18 protein-coding genes are annotated in these 15,908 nt (G+C 26.2%); 8 read left to right on the top strand and 10 right to left on the bottom strand.

The features are described 5' to 3' along the window. Positions 1-6: 6 nt before the first annotated feature. The 5 genes from recO to NMG68_RS01885 are packed head-to-tail and all read right to left on the bottom strand — an operon-like array spanning position 7 to position 4,441. On the bottom strand, positions 7-726 hold the full coding sequence (gene recO, locus NMG68_RS01905; protein WP_255035015.1) for a DNA repair protein RecO: 720 nt from the start codon (positions 724-726) through the stop codon (positions 7-9). After that, on the bottom strand, positions 714-1,616 hold the full coding sequence (era, locus tag NMG68_RS01900) for a GTPase Era (RefSeq protein WP_255035014.1): 903 nt from the start codon (positions 1,614-1,616) through the stop codon (positions 714-716). The genes recO and era overlap by 13 nt, the downstream gene beginning before the upstream one ends. Further along, a complete protein-coding gene (ybeY, locus tag NMG68_RS01895) occupies positions 1,580-2,074 on the bottom strand; it encodes an rRNA maturation RNase YbeY (RefSeq protein WP_255035013.1) in 495 nt (164 codons plus the stop codon). Before ybeY ends, era begins: the two co-directional genes overlap by 37 nt. Positions 2,075-2,082: 8 nt before the next feature. Then, entirely contained in the window at positions 2,083-2,457 is a 375-nt protein-coding gene (locus NMG68_RS01890; protein ID WP_255035012.1) for a hypothetical protein, read from the bottom strand. Next, positions 2,432-4,441: a cysteine peptidase family C39 domain-containing protein gene (locus tag NMG68_RS01885; RefSeq protein ID WP_255035010.1), complete on the bottom strand. Its 2,010-nt coding sequence runs from the start codon at positions 4,439-4,441 to the stop codon at positions 2,432-2,434. Before NMG68_RS01885 ends, NMG68_RS01890 begins: the two co-directional genes overlap by 26 nt. A gap of 286 nt (positions 4,442-4,727) precedes the next feature. Here NMG68_RS01885 and NMG68_RS01880 point away from each other — a divergent pair, with 286 nt between their 5' ends. Both NMG68_RS01880 and NMG68_RS01875 read left to right on the top strand, forming a co-directional pair. Then, positions 4,728-5,138, top strand: a complete 411-nt coding sequence (locus NMG68_RS01880) for a restriction endonuclease subunit S (RefSeq protein ID WP_255035009.1) — start codon at positions 4,728-4,730, stop codon at positions 5,136-5,138. Positions 5,139-5,457: 319 nt separating this feature from the next. Further along, complete coding sequence (locus NMG68_RS01875; RefSeq protein WP_255035008.1) at positions 5,458-5,940, top strand: restriction endonuclease subunit S; 483 nt, start codon at positions 5,458-5,460, stop codon at positions 5,938-5,940. On the opposite strand, the gene NMG68_RS01870 is transcribed toward NMG68_RS01875, so the two are convergent. Both NMG68_RS01870 and xerA read right to left on the bottom strand, forming a co-directional pair. Further along, positions 5,911-6,405, bottom strand: a complete 495-nt coding sequence (locus NMG68_RS01870; RefSeq protein ID WP_255035007.1) for a restriction endonuclease subunit S — start codon at positions 6,403-6,405, stop codon at positions 5,911-5,913. The two genes, NMG68_RS01875 and NMG68_RS01870, sit on opposite strands and share 30 nt — an antisense overlap. A gap of 4 nt (positions 6,406-6,409) precedes the next feature. Continuing rightward, positions 6,410-7,393: a site-specific tyrosine recombinase/integron integrase gene (gene xerA / locus NMG68_RS01865; protein WP_255035006.1), complete on the bottom strand. Its 984-nt coding sequence runs from the start codon at positions 7,391-7,393 to the stop codon at positions 6,410-6,412. Positions 7,394-7,955: 562 nt separating this feature from the next. Between xerA and NMG68_RS01860 the strand changes: the two genes are divergently transcribed. Continuing rightward, positions 7,956-8,441 (top strand): hypothetical protein, encoded by a 486-nt coding sequence (locus tag NMG68_RS01860; RefSeq protein WP_255035005.1) that lies wholly within the window; start codon positions 7,956-7,958, stop codon positions 8,439-8,441. Between the two features lie 109 nt (positions 8,442-8,550). On the opposite strand, the gene NMG68_RS01855 is transcribed toward NMG68_RS01860, so the two are convergent. After that, complete coding sequence (locus NMG68_RS01855; RefSeq protein WP_255035004.1) at positions 8,551-9,660, bottom strand: SLAC1 family transporter; 1,110 nt, start codon at positions 9,658-9,660, stop codon at positions 8,551-8,553. A 157-nt stretch (positions 9,661-9,817) separates the two neighbouring features. Here NMG68_RS01855 and NMG68_RS01850 point away from each other — a divergent pair, with 157 nt between their 5' ends. The 4 genes from NMG68_RS01850 to obgE all read left to right on the top strand — a co-directional run bounded on the left by NMG68_RS01850 (position 9,818) and on the right by obgE (position 13,499). After that, a complete protein-coding gene (locus NMG68_RS01850; protein ID WP_255035003.1) occupies positions 9,818-11,167 on the top strand; it encodes a leucyl aminopeptidase in 1,350 nt (449 codons plus the stop codon). A 13-nt stretch (positions 11,168-11,180) separates the two neighbouring features. Continuing rightward, on the top strand, positions 11,181-11,465 hold the full coding sequence (locus tag NMG68_RS01845) for a hypothetical protein (RefSeq protein WP_255035002.1): 285 nt from the start codon (positions 11,181-11,183) through the stop codon (positions 11,463-11,465). 117 nt (positions 11,466-11,582) lie between these two features. Beyond that, positions 11,583-12,185 (top strand): MPN565 family protein, encoded by a 603-nt coding sequence (locus NMG68_RS01840; protein WP_255035001.1) that lies wholly within the window; start codon positions 11,583-11,585, stop codon positions 12,183-12,185. Positions 12,186-12,194: 9 nt separating this feature from the next. Beyond that, positions 12,195-13,499, top strand: coding sequence for a GTPase ObgE (gene obgE / locus NMG68_RS01835; RefSeq protein ID WP_255035000.1), 1,305 nt, complete (start codon positions 12,195-12,197; stop codon positions 13,497-13,499). A 12-nt stretch (positions 13,500-13,511) separates the two neighbouring features. On the opposite strand, the gene NMG68_RS01830 is transcribed toward obgE, so the two are convergent. After that, positions 13,512-13,793 carry a hypothetical protein gene (locus tag NMG68_RS01830; RefSeq protein WP_255034998.1) on the bottom strand — a complete coding sequence of 94 codons (282 nt, stop codon included), beginning with the start codon at positions 13,791-13,793 and terminating at the stop codon, positions 13,512-13,514. Positions 13,794-13,795: 2 nt separating this feature from the next. Continuing rightward, on the bottom strand, positions 13,796-14,434 hold the full coding sequence (gene udk, locus NMG68_RS01825) for a uridine kinase (RefSeq protein WP_255034997.1): 639 nt from the start codon (positions 14,432-14,434) through the stop codon (positions 13,796-13,798). Positions 14,435-14,510: 76 nt separating this feature from the next. Here udk and NMG68_RS01820 point away from each other — a divergent pair, with 76 nt between their 5' ends. Next, positions 14,511-15,881, top strand: coding sequence for an arginine deiminase family protein (locus tag NMG68_RS01820; protein WP_255034996.1), 1,371 nt, complete (start codon positions 14,511-14,513; stop codon positions 15,879-15,881). Positions 15,882-15,908: the final 27 nt, after the last annotated feature.

The following is a 15,908-nucleotide window of genomic DNA, read 5'->3' as shown; positions in this document are numbered from 1 at the left end:
ATTATTTTAACTTTTTAAATAACTAAATAATTGTTCTAAATAAATTCCTGCGTTTCAATATATTGAACTCGCAAGCCCCTTTATTAAATATATGTATTGTTTATTGTTTAAGGAAGAAATTTCATAAGAATTTTTATAAATTAATCAAATAAATGTTTTAATGAAATTTTGATCGTATGAGAATTCATTATATTTATAAGCACATTCTTCACATAAAGCATACATAGATTTGAATGATATGGTGATTATTTTCTTAGAATCACATATCCCACAATTAGTTAGTTGATAAGTTATTCCTTCTAGTTTAATGATCGTAAGTAAAATGTAGATTATAATTGTTTCATTTGAATATTTTTTACTAATTACGTAATTGATAATATCTTCATAAAAATTAAAGTAATTAGCATCTAATTCACCTTTTTTCTTAGATAAGTATTCATTTAAAACGATAATTGGTAATGATTCACTGATCGTTGTATCTTTCGTATCGATAGGATAAATCTTTTTAAGTTTAGATAACTTTTCAGTACTTCTCGCTTGAAAATATTCAAAGTTGTGTAAAGAACCTATTGTGATGTATCTACCGTTTTTAGATAAAATTTTTTTCGTTCCAAGAGCTATCAAACTTAAGATATTATTATCTTGAAAAAGAATTTTAATAATTTGATCATTTTCTAAATAATCAAAATAATCAATGATGTAACCCTTTTTGGTTATAGAACTCATTTTTTATGACCTAATGATTTAATTAAATAATCATCGTTTCGTCATTCTTTTTCAACCTTAACAAATAATTTCAGGTTAATTTTACAGTCATAAATGCTAAGTAGTTCTTTTCTAGCTTGGATACCGATCTTTTTAATCATTGAACCACCCTTGCCAATAATAATCTTTTTTTGCGATTCTCTTTCAGTTACAATCGCGCAATCGATGTTAAACATCTTTTTTTCTTGATTGTAACTCTTAGATTCTAGAATAACCGCAACTGAATGAGGGACTTCTTGAAAAGTATTTTCAAGAACTTTTTCACGAATAATTTCTCGAATTTCGAAATTATCTTTTTCATTTTCATCTAACTCAGATTCAGGAATTTCGTAATCATCGACTAACAATCGTTCCAAACCTTCATCAATGATATCGTTAATATCATCAACTATTAAATTACTTTTAATTGTTTTGATCACTCTAAAAGATTCATTAATTAATCGATCGGCAATATTAATATTATCTTCATTTTTAATTAAATCGATCTTAGAATAAATAACAATTAGATTGTCAATTTCATAAGATTTCATGATTTTTAACAGATTGCTAAACTCTTCATTTGGTTTTTTAGAGCTATCAACAATTAGAATGCAAGCATGAGCATGTTTATAGGCTTGTTTGATTTCACTATTTAAGAATAAACTTAACTTGTTAAAACTCTTATGAAAACCAGGAGTATCTAGCAATAAATAATCAACTTTGTCATGTGAAATTTTATGCGCAATGACATTGCGAGTAGTTTGATCGTATTTCGAAACAATAGCTACTTTATTTTTAGCTATTTTATTGATTAAAGTAGATTTACCAACACTAGCTAATCCAGTAATGACAACAATTCCTGATTTTTTCATTTCTTCTTTTTAACTTCTTTTATCACTTTATCAAGAATTTGATCTTGAATTGTTAAAGTGACATATTCATAAGCATCACTTTGTTCATGATCAAACTCTAATAAATGTAATAGACCATGGATAATCATTCTTATTAATAAATATAAATATCCAACACCATATTTTATAGCATCTTTTGATATTTTTTTAGAACAAATAAAAATCTCACCTAGTAAGGGGCTAACAATTTCAGCATTTTCTCATAAACAAACACTTATAACATCAGCTATATATTCTTTATGTCTTAATGTTGTATTTAGTTCCAAACTTTTTGCTTCGCTAACAAAACTAAGTTCATAAAACAATCCGTTTTTAATTTCAAAATGTTCAGAAAAGTTTTTATTTATTATTTTTAATAAATCATCAAAATCGTCTTTTAAATTTGCTGGGATTTTATTAACTTCAAAATGATTAATCATATTCTTTATTATAGATTAACCGATTTAATTAAATGTTGGTATAAACGACTTTTTCCTAAATAAAAACTAAGCGTTCCAATATTTTGATTAATTGAATTAGCTTCTAATGAAATGCTGTTTTGATCACTAATTTCAATGATGTTGAATATCATTGAATCTGGGTTATTTTTGTAATATCCAATAAGGTATTTAGGCTTAGTTTTATCGATAAAATTAGCTAATTCTGATTTTTTATCAAAGTTTATATAAAGTGTGTTTTCAAATTTTCTGAAAGGATAACTTTCATAAATATTAATTTTGACTAAAAACATGATGGCTAAAAAAGTTATTATTGCAACCATTAAGCCAGCAATTATGCTATTGATAAACTTGTTGGTATTCATGTAAATTAATTTGATTTTCGAAGTATTTACTAAAACTATTATCATGTTCGATCATAATAGTTAGATTATTTTTAATAATTTGTTTGACAATAATTTCAAAAACAAGATGCTTGATTGATTCATCAATATTATTCAAAACTTCATCTAGTAAAAATAACTTGTTACGACTGTTATATGAATGCAACAATTTTAAAACTTGATTTTGACCTGAACTAAGATTATATTTATCAGCATCAAATAACTTAAAATATTCGATGATTTTTAATAATTCTGGTCTTTTATTCTTTTTCATAAAATCAATTAATCATTCATTACTAAGTTCAACATTTGATCTTTGATCAGATAGATATACAACATGTTTTAGAAATCATTCGTTTGAATATTTATTAATATTTAGTTCGTTAATTTTTATTTCACCAGAAGATAATAGTTGTCTTTTAATAACCGCTTTCATTAAAGTAGATTTACCACTAGCATTCCTTGCAATTAAAAATGTTGGTTTATCAATGAATAAATTAAGATCAGATATTATTGGAGTGTTATCAAAGAAAAGAAAGATATTCTTGAATTCAACTGATCTAATTTTTCTTGAAAAATTGATTAAATTATTTGACTCTTTTCTTAGTAGAAGAAGATTAACAATTTTATTGTTAGCAATATTAAATTCATAAGATTCATTAATGAATTTAATCAAACCGTCAATACTACCAATTAACAAACCTTGTAATGTGCTAACATATATTAATGTAGCTAAATCTATCGTACTTAAATTAATAATTAAAGAAATTCCGACAACTAAAGTAATGCTAGTTATGAAATATTTAATAAGTTCAAAAATCCCATTACTAACATTAGCACTGTAATGTATTTTTTGATTTAAATTTAAATTATCACCCAACACATCATTAACATTCTTAATCCATTCTTTATAGAATTTTTCATGCATAGAATTAACAATTGTTTTATGAAATTCATATATGCATGTTTGTTGTTTAATCTGCAACTCTTTAGATCTTTGATTATAACCTCTAAATCAAAGTAGATTAAGAATTAAATATACTAATGAAACAAAACTTTGAAACAATGTAATAAATAAAAAGAATATATGAATCCGATAAAGTAAAAATATTGCAATAATAACAATCAGAAGATTGTTAATAAAACTAGAAATTTTCTTGATATAAAAATCTAAACAAGTTGTTAAAAAATCATCGTATTTATATATTATTCCGATATCGTCTTTGACAATCTTAATTGTTTTATGATTGCAAAAAGTATATAGTAATTGTGATCATCAATACTGATATCTATTCTTAATTATTTGTTGTTGCCAAATACTTAGTAAGCTACTACCAATTAAATTGATGACTTTTATAAAAATAAAAGTTGTAATAATTATAAGAATATTGTTAATTATCGATGTGTTAATAATGTCATTAATCAGTATCTTAAATAAAAAAGTTAAACCAATACTAGTTGATGTAATTAATAACTCAATAAATAAAAACACTATGATACATTTAATATTTATTAAATTTTTAAAAATAAATGAAGTTTTGTAATCTATCGGTTGGTAATTATCTATATCAGGTTTAATTGTTATTAAAATTCCTGAAAAGATTGATTCAAATTCTTTATAACTAATCCGTTTTTTATAAGTACTACCTGGATCAAAAATTAAAAAAGAATTAGCATTCTTTTTAACGATAACAAAATGATTAAAATCTTCGTTTTTTAATAAACAAACTAAAAAATCATCTTTTAGTTTTATCAATTCATTAAAACTTGCTTGATATGATTCACATATCAAATGGTGTTTTCTAGCAATTTCTTCAAATTGCGAAATATTAATGCCACTGCTGCCAATATGATTATCTGCTTTAATTAAAAAATCGTTTAAATCAGCTTCAAAATAATGATTATATAACATCCTTATTACAGCTATTCCGCAATCATTATTTTCTTTTTGTCTAATTAATCTCACTAGTTATGACTTATACATATAAAGATATGTATTTTGCGATTAAAAAGAAGAAAATATTAATATTTTTTAAATCAATAATTTTGCGCTGACCCCAAAACATAAAACTTTTTGAATATCAGCACAATTTAGATTAAGAATAAAACTATAATTATAGTTCTATAATAAGATTATGTTGATAAATGATTAAAATTACTACCACACAGAACGACCGCATTTTACAATAGACTATTGTAAAATTAATGAATGAATGAAAAATAATTCATAAAATTGCGGATTTAAGAAACTTATGAAATTAAAAGATGTAGTTACCAATAATGGCCAAGACGGAATACAAGCAATCCCATCAGATGAAATGGTTGATGGATATAGATATATAAAAATTTCAGATTTAGGTAATGATGGTGAAATTTTGCAACATAAAAAGAAAGGTATTAAAGAAAAAAATTTCGAAAAATACATACTAAAAAATAATGATATTGTTTTCTCTATCATTGGTACTATAGGAAAAAGTTATTTATATAACCCTGATGACGGTAAATTAGTTTTTGCTGGAACTTTAACTAGATTCAATTTGGATGAATCTAAAATATACCCATTATTTATGAAGTATTATTGTTTATTAGATGAATGTAAAAGGTGAATGTTAGATCAAAGTACTGGTAGTATTAAAAAGGTCTTCATGCGAACGCATTACTAGAAATGTCTATACCAAATATTGATTATTATGAACAGGTTAAAATAGGTAATTTACTAGATAAAATAACTTCTAAGATTCTTTTGAATAATAAGATAAACGATAATTTAAAAAAGCAAATCGAGCTTTTATATAAACATTGATTTGATAATTTAAATTTCTGTAATAAGAAAAATAAACCTTATAAACTATCAGGTGGTAAATTAATTTGAAATAAATTTATTAAAAGAAATATTCCTGAAGGTTGAAAAGTAGAAAAATTAACAGATTTAATAAAATGGGAAAGTAGTTACCAACCCCCTAAAAAGATTTTATTTATTCTATGAAGGAAGGCTATGTCAGATTTATACAAAACAGAGATTATAATAGCGATGGACACAAAACTTACATCCCTATAAAAGATAATCTAACTATAGTAGATAAATTTGACATTCTTATGGATAAATATGGTGATGCAGGAAGAGTTAGATATGGAATTGAAGGAGCATTTAATGTTGCGTTAGCAAGAATAAATGTAAAAGATCCAGCATTAAAAGAATATATTAGATCTTATTTCGAATCTAAACCAATCTATAATTATTTACATAATTCATGTATGGCTTCAACTAGAGCTTCGTTAAGTCTAAACAATTTAAGTTCTTTGATGGTGATGATCCCTGATAAAGAAACATTAAATTCTTATGAAATTATTTTGCATAATATTAGATCAATTGTTTTAAAAAATAAAGAAGAAAACGAGAAACTATCTGAAATTAAAGATTTTCTATTACCACTATTAATGAACGGTCAAGCAACGATTGATTAAGAAATCATTTTCTAAATTATCGTTTATCTCATTATTTTTCTGAATTTTCAAATCTATTTGATTTATTATTTTTATTCTTTTTTCTTGTTCATCGATTGATGGAAGTCACACCTCTAAATCGTAGTAAGTGTCAAATGTCATTTTTGGTAATGTTGAACCTGTATTTCTAGGGGAAAGATTCAATAATTTTAAATAGTAATACAAATATTTAACATTAGCGAATTCTTTATTAACTTCCGTTCAGTACATAGTATTAGCTGTTCAGAACTTATGATTAACATATAATATGTTTTTCAGTGATCCTATTCTAGGAAGTAGAATACTTTCTTTATCTGAAAGATAGCTATCTGTGTATTTAATAATCCCGCCGGTGCCATATACTGGAATACTACCACCTACTACTTCCTTATAATCTTTTCCGTTCTTTATCTTTATTAATTCTCTTAATTCAAACTTTCTCAACATATAGTTATCCAATATATTTTCTATGAGCAATTTTTACATTGCTTTGTTTAACCATTGCATATTGCAATGTAGTATCAATTCTTTTATGGCCTAATAAACTTTGAACTTGTTCAATAGGCATTCCCTTATCTATAGCTACAGTAGCCATTGTTCTTCTAAATTTATGTGGATGAACCCTACCTATATTTAAGGATTTTCCTATTTTTCTTAACATGGTTTCTACCGCTCCTATTGTGATTCTATTATAAGGTAGTTTTTTACCAACAAATAACGCTAGATTTTTATCTTTTCTACTTTTTAGATAGTTTAATAAATGAAGCTTAGTTCTAGCGTCAAAATAAACAACTCTTTGTTTATTCCCTTTACCTAATACAATGAATTCTCTTTCATGAAAATTGATATCAGATATATTTAAAGATACCATTTCACCAATTCTCATACCTGTAGAAATTAACATATCAATAATTGCTAAATCTCTAGGATTATTACAACTATCTCGCATTAATTCTAATTCTTCGTCAGAATAAATTTCTTTTACACTAGATATTGATTTAACCTTCTTAATTCTACGAACAGGGCTTTTTAATATGTAATCTTCATCTTCTAGTCAAGAAAAGAAAGTAGCAAATATTCTTCTTATATTATCTATGGTAATTCTAGATAGTTGTTTGTCTTGAGAATATTTAATTAAATATTCTCGTATATCATCTGTTGCGATTTCTACTATTCTTTTGTTTATATCGTTTAATAATGTTGATATAGTATTGTAGTAATACAATAACGTTTTGTTAGAACAACCTTCAATTCGTTTTGCAGATATAAATCTATCTAAATAGAATTCATCATTTTTATCATTAATATCTTCTTTTTTATTGATATCGTAGTGATTAAATTCTTCATCTAAGATCTGTTTTAATTTAGATAATTGATTATTATTTAAATCGTTTTTTATTGCGTTTAAAATATTTAATTTTATCTGTTCTTGCATTGCTATTCACCTTTTTTCCAGAGAACAACAAGCAACAGCAGTTCATTGGTTATTTTTTAATGTTCCGCTGTTGTTAGAACATATTTTGCGGGATTAATGATATTATAACGAATAAGCAACATTTTAGAATGGAACTTTGAAAACAAAAAAATAAAGTTCATTAGAACTTTTTAATACTAATAAAAATAAACTAATACATAACTTAATCTTAAAATTCATTGGTTATAAAATAGTTATTAATTAATAAGTTAAGTTATCATTTTCTTTGTATTATCTATAAACAGAAATTGATTGATAACTAATATCAATAATATAAAGAAATTACGGTAAAAGATGCAAAACATTAAATTGATTTATTAAACAAAGATAGCATTAATTACTAATAAAAAATAACGATAATTTATGTTAATACATCTTTGTTTTTTATTTGTTGAATATAAAATACTATTCAATCAATTATTTGTTTTTGTAAAAATCTAAATAATATTTTAGTCAACTTATTTAACAAATAAATAATATTTAACTTAAAATAATTACACAAGATAATAATGGAATTTCAATTATGGTAAAGGAACTATTCGACAATAAAGCCAACCAATTATTAGAAAATAAAGCATGATTTAATAAAACTTTTAAGATTTTTATCGGATTATATATAGTTACTTCCATTTTAGGTATTATTGTTACATTTTTTGAAAATTTAAAAGCTTTTTTTGCTATTAAAAATGTTATTAATTACGAAAATAACGCAAATAACCAAGCTACCAATAATTTAGTCTTAAACACAATATACTCAACTTTATTATTGATAATCTTTATAGCGTGAATAATGTTTATTTTTTATTCAGTTTCAGCAGCTAAAAGAATTAAGACAAATTTCTTAGAATTATCAAGAATCCGAACTTTGTTTATTGTCGGAATCTTTGTTCCAGTTTTTGGAATAATTGCAATCGTTCAAGCAACTAGCGAAATTGATAAAAAAGTTGAATCAGTTTTAAATCCATCTTTAAAACCGAATAATGAACAACAAGAAGAAGATAAAGAATAATTTTTATAAATCATTAAATAAATCCACCAAGTAAATTGGTGGATTTATTATTATTTCGTTCTAAATTATTAATTTATATTGTTAATTTAAGTTAATAAAATTTTAAGAATTAAATCATACCTGAAGTATGAGTTTGTGTTTTGTATTCAAACCAAGGTTTGAAGCTTAATAGCGCTTTAATATTTAAGAATGTAATCACTAAACTAACGATACTAATTAAACTTATTCCCGCAAAATATAAGATGTAGTTAAAACTAGTTGGAGCGTTCATTGTATCTAATACATCAAAAATTGCGATTGTGGTAATTGCTCCAGAAAAACCGAATGCAGTTCAAGCAAAACTAGAATTATGTATCACTAACATCTTAATCATTGATAAGATATAAATAAATAAACTAATAGCTGAAAATAAGATAAATAAATAGATGAAAATTTGAAATGCTTGTTCTGAGAAATTAATTAAAACGGCTGGTGTTAAAGGATTAAAAATCTTTGTAAAACCTATCAATAGTAAATTAGGGCCAACAGCCATTATAGCCATAGAAGCATAATCATTTTTATCAGTATAACCTTTGAAATATTGCTTGTATCCAAATAAGAAAAATGAACCGATAAACAGGATTGCGCAAATTAATCAAAGCACTTGAAAATAAGCTAAATAATATTGATTATCAATCCCTATATTATCATAAAAATTACAAGCGATCCCAAGCCCAACTAATGGTAGAAACCAAGAAGCATACATTTCATCTTTTTCAAGATCATGTTTTGCCAAAACTACATTAACGAAATAAATTAAACTAAAAACATGGCATAAACTACCAAAACTGATAATAATATTAACTATTACACTAAAAGCAAAATTACTATCAAAATAATTGACATTAATGAATCCTAGAAAGTTTCCAAAAACCCCTACAACCATAAATAAAGCGAACACTGATCCTGCTTTTTTAGGTGTTCTTAAAAAACCTACAAATTGTTTTTTATTAAGAATAAATTTGCTAATTACAAGCAAAGCATATAGTAAAGAAAAGATAACTGAAATAACTAGGATTGATAAACTAGCAATGTTATATTTATCTTTAATTTCATCAAACTGTGCAAAGTGTGATAACAATGCGTTTCAAGCAAAACCAAGACCAATCGTTCCTAAACTTAAGTTTGCTAGGGATAATGGTACTTGTTCAAACTTTTGTCTATTTAGTTTTTTTGACATCTTATTTTTATTAATAATTATTTGCATAAAATAAATCAGATTATGCAACTAACGTTTTTTTAATGTTAAAATTTTAAATAAAATATGTTTATATTTTAATTTAAATTAAATTATCGTAAAAGTTACGATTAATCTTTAATTTAATAGAAAGAAAGAAATGAGTACAAAAACTAAAAAAACTGAAGCATCTTCTAAAAAATTATTAATAGTTCAAGCTAAAGTTAATAATAAATTAAAAGACTATTCTTTTAAAACTGAAGATGGAATCGTATTGTTTGAATTCATGTCACACTACGATGGTGTTAAGCTATACAAGAAACTAGTTGAAATGTTCTGTGCGCAAAAAGACAAAGTAGAAGTTGATGTTGATAGTTTCTTATCACTAGTTGAAAAAGATATTGGTATCGATTCTGAAACTGTAGCTTTATCTCTTGCTTGCGCAATCGAATATGCTAGTGTTATTCCATTTACTAGAAAAACTAAACCTGATACAAAACCTAGTTTTGTAATAAAGGTTACTAAAGATTACAAACCAATTTATGATGCTGCAAAAAACATAGCTCAAGCTATGACTTTATCAAGAAGACTTCAAGATACACCATCTGATGTTTTATACCCAGAATCATTTGTTGAAATCTTTAAAGAAGAATTCAAAGATCTTAAGAACATTAAGATTTCAGTATATAACAGAGAACAAGTTAAAAAGATGGGACTTAACCTTTTATATGGCGTAAATAAAGGTTCTGATCGTGAATGCCGTTTCTTAGTTGTTGAATACTTAAACAACAAAGCTTCTAAAGAAGTATTTGCTTATGTTGGTAAAGGTATTACTTATGACTCAGGTGGTATGAACTTAAAAACTGGTCCTCACATGAGACATATGAAATATGATATGTCAGGTGCTGCTATTGTGATGTCTACTGTTTTAGCTTTAGCTAAAAACAAGATTAAAACCAACGTAATCGCATTAGCTCCATTAACTGAAAACTTAATCGGTCCTAAAGCACAACGTCCAGATGATATTGTTGTAGCTTACAACAAGAAAACTGTTGAAATCGATAACACTGATGCTGAAGGTAGATTAGTATTAGCTGACGCCATCTCATATGCTGCTTTAGATCTTAAAGCTACTAGAATCTTTGATGTTGCAACTTTAACAGGTCTGATGAGCTACATTCTAGGTAAAACTTACACTGGTATTTTCTCAACTTCTGATAAATACTGAGAAGAATTCAAGAAAAACGCAGAAGATGCAGGTGAAGCAGTTTGAAGATTACCTATGCATAAAGATTACTTAGAAACTCTAAAAACTCCTTTAGCTGATATCGCTAACTCAACAAACAGCCCACACGCTGGTTCATCAAGAGCTGCTATGTTCTTAAATGAATTTGCTGAAGGTGTTGATTTAATCCACTGTGATATTGCTGGTACTGGATCTGACCAAGCTGGTTTAGGTTTATCGCCAATGTTACGTGCTTTATACCAACAAGCTAAAAATCAAAAATAATTTTATTTAGAAGATGTCAAAAGAGCTAACTAACCAAACCAATCAACCCGATCTTGAAGAAATAAAAGAATCACATACAAAAATTATTCAAGAAGGCATCAATCAAGACCAATTAAATTTAACTAATAAAGATAATACTCATAATGAAGTTTATGAATACCAAAGTAAATCTAAATTAGATAATTTATCTCTTTGAAGCAAAGTCTTTATCATTATCTTATTAGTATTAATCTGTATCGGGGCTATTATTGGTACGGTGTTTGCTATAACTGCTGCCAAAGAAATGATTCCTAAATAAAATAAAAAAATCTTAAATCATATCAGTAACAATATTTTATAAAATAGTTGTTACTGATTTTTTTGTTATATGTTTTTTTCTTATACGCTTAATTTTATATAATTAGATAGTAATTCTATGGATTATTTTAAAAGCTCACACTACAAAAAAACCAAACCTTGAATTATTACATTATTTTTGTTAATTTTTGTTTTTGGGTATTATCTAACTATCTGAGTTTTGCTAGGTGAGTTTAATTTACTTAAACTTAACTGGTTATTAGGTGAGGGAGTAATAATTACAAATGATCAGCAAATCAATGAAAGAAATTTTAATTTGTTGATTCTTATTTTTTTAATCCCACCTCTTGGTGTGTATTTTATTTTAATCCTTATTATTAAGTATTTATTCAAACAAACCGCTTATGATCTCATTCCATTAACATATAGTTTTAGTTTAGCAATGATTACAACAATCCTTTCTGGATTATTTAATTTTGCTAACCAAGGGATAATCATTTTTGCTAGAATAGTCTTAGTAATAACGGTTTTTAGTATTAGTTTTTTCTTTTTAGTTTTTATTACCAATAAACTCTTAATTAAATTTGATCAATATAATGATTATGTATACCTTCACGATCTAGTTAATGAAGTTGAAGATAAAAACCAACGCAAGTTAGAAATCAATAAACTAAAACAAAAACAAGAAGAAACAATAAAAATAACTGATAAGAATAAATAAAATCGTAATATGCAATTTATAGATCGTTGTCAATTAAAACTAATTGCTGGTAATGGTGGCGATGGTATCATCGCTTGAAGAAGAGAAGCACACTATGATAAAGGTGGTCCAGCTGGTGGTAGTGGTGGTAAGGGCGGTAATGTTATTTTAGTAGCTGACCACAACCAATCAACATTATTAAGTCTTAAGTATTCTAAGATCATTCGAGCAAGCAATGGTGATAATGGAAAACCTGATATGTCTTCTGGCCAAAATGGTGAAGATAAATATATTAAAGTGCCTATAGGTACTACTGTTTATGATGAAGATACAAATGAAATTATCGTTGATTTAGTTCGCGATAAACAAGAATTCATTATCTGTAATGGTGGTAAAGGTGGTCGCGGAAATGCTGCTTTTAAATCATCAACTCTAAGAGCTCCTAATCTTTATGAATTAGGTGATGAAGGTGAAGTTCGTTCAGTTCGATTAGAATTAAAATATTTAGCTAATGTAGGTATTGTTGGTTATCCTAATGCTGGTAAATCTACTTTAATTTCCAAACTTTCTAATGCTAAACCAAAGATTGCTAACTATCAATTTACAACTTTAATACCAATTCTTGGAATGGTTGAATTAAATAACAAACGTCTTGTATTTGCTGATATCCCTGGTTTAATTGAAAATGCTAGTGAAGGTTATGGTTTAGGGCATGATTTCTTACGTCATGTTGAACGTTGTGAAGTATTAATTCACTTAATTTCAATGAATCCATTTGATCATGATAATGTCATTGATGCTTATGAAAAAATCATGACCGAATTAAAGAAGTATTCGCAATTATTAGTTAATAAAAAGATGTTAGTAGTAGCTAATAAAATGGATGCTGAAGGTGCTATTGAAAATTTCAATAAAATTCGTGAATATTTAGCAAAAAAAGATATCGATATAAGACCTATTTCTGCTATCAACGGTGATGTTGGTAATTTAATTAATCGTGTTTTTAATCTTTATGAAAAAACACTTAATACCTCAAACGATGATAATCCTTTTTCAACACCTTCGGTGGTTGAAAAAGTCTATCACTATGACGGTGAAAAAGCGATTGATGATGATCCATTAGATGTAACAAGAGATGGAGAAAATCGCTGGATTGTATCTTCTAAAAAACTTACTTATTGATTTAAAAAAATTCCACAAACAACTCTTGATAACATTACCAGACTTGGTCAAAAAATTAAGGCGATTGGTGTTGAAGATCAACTAAAAAGTATGGGCGCTAAACCCAATGATGTTATTGTTATCTGTGATTATGAATACTTAATTGATGAATAGGTCAATTAATTATTAAGACATAGCATAAATTTTAATAAACTTACTTGGCGAGATCGGACTTATTGTGGTTATAACATTATCATTAAGATTTATAACAGCATAAGTTCTCTTATTCTTTTCAATTAAAAACTTCTTGGGAATCTCAAAATAACCATTATTTGCTTTATCAATATAATAAGGCAAAATATCTCTTAAAATATCATTGATTTCAGAATCAATAAAGATATCACTTTTTTCTTGTAAAACTAAACGTTGAATAGCTCGTATTCGAGAATGGTGAGTAAGTTTATACACAATTAATTTTTTGCCATCTGAATAATGGCATTTTCAATAATATTCATACCTTCATTATTTAGAGTATATCAAGGTAAGATTAAGTTTGCATCCTCTTTTTGTTTTTGCACATATTTGCGATGCATTATGCGAACTTGATTACGTCATTGATACAAAACTTGTTTGATATCTCTTGAACGTTCTAAACAATCACGCTCGATTCTTCTAGCTAATCGTTCATCTGATGGAGTGTCAATAAATAATTTAAAGGTAACTAGTTCTAGAATCTTATCATCATACAATGATAAGATTCCCTCATATAAGATGATATCCGCTGGATTTATGATCATATAATCATCTGATTTTCTAGTGTAATTTTTATAATCATAAATTGGCATTTTAATACTTTTGTTATTTTTAAGATCTAATAGATCATTATAAACCTTATTAAAATCAAAACTATTTGGATCGTCATAGTTAATTTTTTTTCTTTCTTCTAGTGATAGATCACTAAAAGGTTTGTAATAATTATCTAAACAAACCGTAGCTACTTTAAGTTTAGAATCCTTTTTAATCGCATCAATGATCGATTGGGTTATTGTCGTTTTTCCAGATCCACTCCCACCAGCGATCGCGATTATCATAGAATGAGTGTTTTTCATCTTATAACAAAGTATTATTAATTATTATTTATTAATAATATAATTATAAAAGTATTTAATTATCTAAGGTTTAAAAGTGGCACCTAAAAAGAAAAAAACCAAAAAAAGAACAGCAAAAAAAGTTGATAAAAAAGTTGACAAGAAAAATGAAGTAAAAGCTAAAGCTCAACTTACAACAATCAACGATCTAACAAATAGATTAAAAGCTAAGACAAGTGTTGACTTTAATGTGTATAGTAATGCTTCTAAACTTAAAGAAGTAATTATTTACCGTCCTGGAATTGAAGTTGAGAGAATTATTAAAAAACCTAACCAAACGTTTAGTAGTTCTAAACACTTAGAAAGAATTCAAAAAGAACATGATATTCTAAGTGCGATTTTACAAAAAAGCGGTGTTAAGGTACATTACCTTAATTTAATGCTTGCATCAGCTTTAGATCAGATCGATGTAAGTTTAAAAGAAGAGTTTATTCAACGCTTTATTATTGAAGCTAAGGTTACTAGTTTATCAGCATTTGACACCTTATTTAATTACTTTAGAAGTTTTGATAGCAATCTAGAAATGATTAACGCGATGATTGCGGGTGTTAAGAAAAATGAAGTACCTTCATTAATTATTGATCGTTTTAGTGATCTTGTATTAGATGATAGCGCTTATTATATAGAACCACTTAATGATTTCTTATTACAATCTAAATACTTCTCAACCATTGGTAATGGAGTTGTAATCTATAAACACAACGATCCTTACTTTAATAGACATACCTTGTTTTATGAATATCTAGTTAAATTCCATCCAAGATTTAACAATGTTAAAGTGTATTTCTCAAGAGATAATGAAAACTGTTATCTATCAAGTGATGATATCTTATTAGTTAATAATGATACGTTACTTATTAGTGTTTCACAAAACACTAACATTTTAGGTATTGAAGTATTTGCAAGAAATCTTTATAACGATCCAGATAACAAAATCTTAAGAATTATTGTATGTGCTAAAAAGAATAGCGATGAATTCATTAGCATGAACCAATTAATCACTTCACTTGATTATGATAAGTTTATTGTTAATCAAAAAGTAATTGGTGAGATTATCTTTTTTGAATTATTAGATTCAGAACAAAAAGATCTTGATGGGTTGAATAAATTAGATTTCAGACAGATCGAAATCACTTTTGAAGAACTAATCGAATTATTAATCAAAAGAAGACCGAAGTTTATTTTATCAGGTGGTGGAGATGAAATGAATGCGATTAGTGAATCGAATAATTCTTGTTTAGAAGTTTTAATGATCAAGTCAAATGAAGTGATCGTTTATGATCGTAATAAGATTACCAACCACTTATTATTGCAACAAGGATTGATTGTTCATTACTTACCATCAGCAGAACTTTCAAGAACAAATGGTGGAGTAAATAACTTAGTTATTCCATTAATTCGTGAATAATTCAAAAAAATATTATATAATTATAGA

The organism is Mycoplasma bradburyae (genome assembly GCF_024338845.1).
Classification (GTDB): Bacteria; Bacillota_I; Bacilli_A; order Mycoplasmatales; family Mycoplasmoidaceae; genus Mycoplasmoides; species Mycoplasmoides bradburyae.
Note: the sequence above shows the minus strand (reverse complement) of the source record. Positions and strands in the feature narration are given on the sequence as shown.